The sequence below is a fragment of the Burkholderia sp. ABCPW 14 genome (assembly GCF_001523835.1).
GTDB classification, from domain to species: Bacteria; Pseudomonadota; Gammaproteobacteria; order Burkholderiales; family Burkholderiaceae; genus Burkholderia; species Burkholderia mayonis.
This window is the reverse complement of sequence record NZ_LOVS01000012.1, coordinates 1-5199: the sequence shown is the minus strand read 5'-3', so window position 1 is coordinate 5199 and position 5199 is coordinate 1. Positions and strand designations below refer to the sequence as shown.

Sequence of the window (5199 nt, the reverse complement as noted above, 5' to 3'; positions counted from 1 at the left end):
CACGCCTTGGCCAACTTCTGTCCCAACAACCTGACCGAGTTGAAGCACACCGCTCGATGCAAGCTCAAGCGCGGCCAGAAGCGCAAATCGATCATCGCTGCTTGCTGGAAGCAAGCCGAGCTTTGGTAATGTCATGATTTACGTAATTCTCAATAGTCCGGTCTCATGAGTCATCTCGCAGATGTCGCTGGACAAATGGGAGGCGACCATCTTGATCCACGCGCCCACCGTCGCTTAGTCGACGACACCCCACGCACATCGAAGGCCGTCCTAACGTAGCAATAGCCATTTGCCCTCAAAGCGTGTCGCACGTCTGGCACGGCCAATCCTGCTGCCAGAATCCAGTCCGCATCAAGAAATGCATGGTTAGCCATGCCGAGAAATCTATCCCCCAAACACGTCAATAGTCTTGATCAACTGTTGCAAAAAAGCCACCTTTTTGCAAACCTACAAGTGCCTGAACGACTTCCTCACCCACCGCCTTCCGCCCCCATAAAATCCCGTTGACTTTATATCTTTCGATATATATCTTTAGATATATCTAAAGTCACACAGGAGAAGGCGATGCGTCACGCTCATCTGTTTTCGCGCCGCGGATGCAGCATGCATACCTCGTTCGGCGCTGGCCCGCTCGAGATGTTCCGCCACATGATCGGCGGCCATCGACGCGGCGGCGGCCGGCACGGCTTCGGGCCGTTCGGCGGCTTCGGCGGCGGCCCGGGCGGTTTCGGTGGCTTCGGCGACGACGACGCCATGCCGCGCGGCCGTCAATTCAGCGCCGACGACCTGCAACTGCTGCTTCTCGCGCTGCTCGCCGAGCAGCCGAGCCACGGCTACGAGCTGATCAAGGCGCTCGATACGCGTTCGAGCGGCTTCTACGCGCCGAGCCCCGGCATGGTGTATCCGGCGCTCACGTATCTGGAAGAGCTCGGCTACGTGACCGTGCAGGCCGAAGGCAACCGCAAGCGCTATGCGCTCGCCGACGCGGGCCGCGCGCATCTCGATGCGCAGCGCGAACGCGTCGACCTGCTGTTCGCGAAGCTCGCGCATCTCGGCCGCAAGATGGAATTCATGCGCCGCGCGTTCGCCGGCGAAGCGCCCGCCGCCTCCGACGACGATACGCGCGGCTGGCTGCCGGAATTCGTCGAAGCTCGGATGGCGCTCAAGCAGGCGCTCTTCCGCAGGAGCAGCGCCGACGCCGACGAGCAGCGCCGCATCGCGGCAATCCTGCGGCGTGCCGTCGCCGACATCGAAGGCCGGACCAAGGATTGATCGAGCTGCATCCAGCTTATCAAGGAGAACCAATCGATATGACCCAACCGACTACCGAGCGCGCGGTCGTACGCGTGCGCCATACGCTGAAATTCCGCCTGCTGCAGGTCAAGCGCGTCACTGCCGTGACTCCGCATCTGATGCGCGTGACGCTGACGGGCGACGAACTCGACGATTTCGAATCGGCGTCGTTCGACGATCACGTGAAGGTCTTCTTCCCGCCGCCCGGCGAGGACGCGCCCGCGCGTCCCGAGTTCGGCCCGAACGGCATCGTGTTTCCGGAAGACCGGCCGCGGCCCGTCGCACGCGATTTCACGCCGCGTCGCTATGATCGCGCCGCCAGCGAGCTCGACCTCGATTTCGTGCTGCATCATCCGGGACCGGCGTCACAGTGGGCCGCGCAGGCGCGCGTCGGGCAGACGCTCGGCATCGGCGGGCCGCGCGGTTCATTCGTTATCCCGAAGGATTTCGATTGGCACCTGCTGATCGGCGACGATACCGCATTGCCCGCCGTTGCACGACGCCTCGAGGAATTGCCGGCCGGCACGCGTGTCGCCGCAGTGCTGGAAGTAGCCGATCCGTCTGCGCAGGTCGACTTCGCGACCGATGCGGATCTCTACGTCTTGTGGCGCCATCGCGACAACGCAGCAAACGGCGAGCGCGGTGCAAGTCAGTTGGTGGATGCGTTGCGGGAGCTGCCGCTGCCGGCCGGCGACGGCTACGTGTGGGCGGCGGGCGAAGCGGCCGCGATGCGTGGCGTACGCGAGCACCTGTGCAACGAGCGCGGCGTCGCGAAATCGCGGATTCGCGCCTCCGCCTACTGGAAGCACGGCGCAGTCGCGGTTCACGAATCGCTCGAAGACTGATGCGATGAGCGAGTCGAACGCGGCACACGCGTTCGACGTTCGACGACTCCGCGGCGCGCATGCTCGTGTCATGCCATCGCCGAGCGCACGGCGCGGATACGAAGCGCGGCATTGCCGGCGCACACGCGTCGCGCTTGAATCCTCTGTAGATCGGATCGGCGGCATGCGCACGCATGTATGCATCGCACGCCGACATCGAAAGACGCCCTCACGCGGCGTCGGCCGTCGCACCGCGTTTTCGTCCGAACAGAATCGCATCTGCATCGCCACCGCGTACCGGCTTATCTGGAAATAACCGCGCTCGGCGGCGCTCGCCACGCACCGATCGCGGCACGCAATCTTCGTACGCATTGAGTCACGGTCGCGCAGCCGGAGCACGATCGCATCGAAGTGCGTACCGCGTACCGCGTACCGCACTTCGATGCGCGCGACGGACTTCGACATCGCCTTTTCATGCGTTTCGCGGCCGATTCCCCATAGATAGAAGCCGCAGCCGCATCCGTCGAATCCCATGCGTTTGCATTCCGTCGATCGCCCTTCGACGCCCGCGCATTGATGCAAGCCCATCTCCACACGAACGGGAGTTGCATCCGCGTCGCCGGTGTCCTATACCTATCTCGACGGCATGCGGCCAGTTCGGCGAAGCCGTCGCGGCACACGTCGGCGTACTCCGGGGCAGAGTGGCCCGCGCCGCCCGTGATCCGAATATCGAAAAAGCACGACGCGCGTCGCTGCATTTTTCCGCGTCGAATGAGAACGAGACCGCGCGATCCCGCGCGTCGTCATCCGGATACGCGACCATGACTCGCCACCACACCCACGCAGGCATCCCGAAGACGCTCCGAATCGCCGGTTATTGCGGACTCGGCGCGATCGCGATCGCGCTGTTCGTCGCGATGTGCGCGATCCTGAAAGACAGCGCGCTCGATCGTGAAGCCGCGCGCCAGCTACAGACCGAAAACGTCGAATTGCACGGCGGCGCCGACGTCGAGCCCAGTTCGACGAACGACGCCGCCCAGACGAGAACACCTGGTTGATTCGGATTCCCGCCGATTATCGTCAGTCGATGCGAATCGACCGCTCGTGCAATCGTGTGAACGCGACCGCATGCACGGATTCGCCGATCCGGTCGAGCAGCGCCGTCACCGGACGACCGTACAGATGAGCGGCAAGCGCGCCGGCGGTTCCGACGAGCGCGCCACCCGCGATGTCGAGCGGCCAGTGCACACCGACATAGATGCGCCCCCAACCGACCACCACCGCGATGACGGCGAGCGCGAGGCCCGCCGCGCGCGTCGTGCTCGCGATGAGCAGGCCCGCCGCGACGCTGCAGACGAACGTCGTGTGATCGCTCGGGAACGAGCCGTCCGGCGCATGCGGAATCAATTGCGTGCCGATGCCGAGCACGAACGGCCGCGGCGAATACCAGAAGTGGCCGATCACCTGCGCGAGCGCGAGCGCGGCACATGCGCCGACGCCCGCTTCGATCGCCTGGCGACGCGTCGGGCGCGCCCCCATCACCCAGGTCAACAGCAGCAGCGCGGGCACTGCATAGACGAGCCAGTCGGCGGCAAACACGCCGAAGCGAATGGCGGCGAGATGCGGAGCGGAACCCGCATTGAGCGCGGAAAAGACAGCGAGATTGAAGTTTTGCATGGGGCTGAAACGGTAGCGAATCGAACGGCACCGGGTCACCGGTCCGAACGATGCTAGGACGCGCACGCTTAAGAAAGGCTTAACCCGAAGCGCCGCGAGATCGAAAGGTGAATCGAAAATTCTACAACACGCTTCTTCGAGGACGGTCATTCCCCAAAAGTTCAATCGTGCGCGTCGCGCGGCGCCGCATGTGGTTTCGGGCCGTCGTTCACATTCGTTTCACGTATCCCGTAAATGCTCACTATTGCCCCCGAAAAGACTCACCGTTTGCCGCAACGAAGCGCCGGCGACCCGCTGTCCGCCCCCCGCCGGCGCGCATTCATTACGGCGTCCGCAACACTGTCAATATTTGTCATTTCACTGCCTCGATTTGCGCAATAATCTTTTCCAGTTGCGGCATCGCACAATCGATTCGCAGAGGCATACGATATCGGCACCCCGACAACGAAGCGATCAACAAGGAGTCCGCATGAAGCCCAGCCAAGTCCGATCGAAAGCATTCGCGATGCCGCTCACGAGCCCGGCGTTTCCGATGGGCCCTTATCGTTTCGTCAATCGCGAATTCCTGATCATCACCTACCGCACCGATATCGACCGCCTCCGCGAAATCGTGCCGGAACCGCTCGAAGTCAAGGAACCGCTCGTCCATTACGAGTTCATCCGCATGGCCGATTCGACCGGCTTCGGCGATTACACCGAGAGCGGCCAGGTGATCCCCGTCGAGTTCAACGGCCAGCCGGGCGGCTACACGCTCGCGATGTATCTGAACGATCACCCGCCGATCGCGGGCGGCCGCGAATTGTGGGGATTCCCGAAGAAGCTCGCGCAGCCGACACTGGAAACGCACATCGACACGCTGCTCGGCACGCTCGACTACGGCCCCGTGCGCGTCGCGACGGGCACGATGGGCTACAAGCACAAGGAGCTCGATCTCGACGAGCAGCAGAAGCGCCTCGCCGGCGCGAACTTCCTGCTGAAGATCATTCCGCACGTCGACGGCTCGGCGCGCGTCTGCGAGCTCGTGCGCTACTACCTGCAGGACATTAAGATGAAGGGCGCATGGACCGGCCCCGCGTCGCTGGAGCTCGCGCCGCATGCGCTCGCGCCCGTCGCCGATCTGCCGGTGCTCGAAATCGTCGAAGCGCGCCATCTGATCGCGGATTTGACACTCGGCCTCGGCGAAGTCGTCTACGATTACCTCGCGCAGTGACGCGCGCCGCATCCTTCCCTACTACTTTCTCGACAGGAATTCGATCATGAGCAATCTGAATGGCAAGACGGCAGTCGTGACGGGAGCAGCAAGCGGCATCGGCAAGGAAATCGCGCTGGAGCTCGCGCGAGCGGGCGCGGCGGTGGCGATCGCCGATCTGAATCAGGACGGCGCGAACGCGGTCGCCGAGCAGAT

Annotated in this window: 6 protein-coding genes; 5 read left to right on the top strand and 1 reads right to left on the bottom strand. The window is 63.5% G+C overall.

Annotated features, from left to right (window positions below):
* The first annotated feature begins 564 nt into the window (after nucleotides 1–564).
* The 3 genes from WS62_RS02880 to WS62_RS02870 all read left to right on the top strand — a co-directional run bounded on the left by WS62_RS02880 (nucleotide 565) and on the right by WS62_RS02870 (nucleotide 3175).
* Entirely contained in the window at nucleotides 565–1272 is a 708-nt protein-coding gene (locus WS62_RS02880; protein ID WP_066567457.1) for a PadR family transcriptional regulator, read from the top strand.
* 38 nt (nucleotides 1273–1310) lie between these two features.
* Entirely contained in the window at nucleotides 1311–2138 is an 828-nt protein-coding gene (locus tag WS62_RS02875; RefSeq protein ID WP_066567455.1) for a siderophore-interacting protein, read from the top strand.
* A gap of 800 nt (nucleotides 2139–2938) precedes the next feature.
* On the top strand, nucleotides 2939–3175 hold the full coding sequence (locus WS62_RS02870) for a hypothetical protein (protein WP_066493874.1): 237 nt from the start codon (nucleotides 2939–2941) through the stop codon (nucleotides 3173–3175).
* A 22-nt stretch (nucleotides 3176–3197) separates the two neighbouring features.
* Here the strand turns inward: WS62_RS02870 and WS62_RS02865 are convergent, their stop codons facing one another.
* A complete protein-coding gene (locus WS62_RS02865; RefSeq protein WP_066567452.1) occupies nucleotides 3198–3794 on the bottom strand; it encodes an undecaprenyl-diphosphatase in 597 nt (198 codons plus the stop codon).
* Nucleotides 3795–4263: 469 nt separating this feature from the next.
* Between WS62_RS02865 and WS62_RS02860 the strand changes: the two genes are divergently transcribed.
* Nucleotides 4264–5004, top strand: coding sequence for an acetoacetate decarboxylase (locus WS62_RS02860; protein WP_066493876.1), 741 nt, complete (start codon nucleotides 4264–4266; stop codon nucleotides 5002–5004).
* A 46-nt stretch (nucleotides 5005–5050) separates the two neighbouring features.
* Nucleotides 5051–5199 (top strand): SDR family NAD(P)-dependent oxidoreductase (locus WS62_RS02855; protein WP_156440841.1); only part of this gene is annotated, 149 nt, incomplete at its 3' end.

Bases quoted from the DNA above. Each gene is read 5' to 3' on its own strand.
- WS62_RS02880 (WP_066567457.1), top strand. From the start codon at position 565: ATGCGTCACGCTCATCTGTTTTCGCGCCGCGGATGCAGCATGCATACC.
- WS62_RS02875 (WP_066567455.1), top strand. From the start codon at position 1,311: ATGACCCAACCGACTACCGAGCGCGCGGTCGTACGCGTGCGCCATACG.
- WS62_RS02870 (WP_066493874.1), top strand. From the start codon at position 2,939: ATGACTCGCCACCACACCCACGCAGGCATCCCGAAGACGCTCCGAATC.
- WS62_RS02865 (WP_066567452.1), bottom strand. From the start codon at position 3,794: ATGCAAAACTTCAATCTCGCTGTCTTTTCCGCGCTCAATGCGGGTTCC.
- WS62_RS02860 (WP_066493876.1), top strand. From the start codon at position 4,264: ATGAAGCCCAGCCAAGTCCGATCGAAAGCATTCGCGATGCCGCTCACG.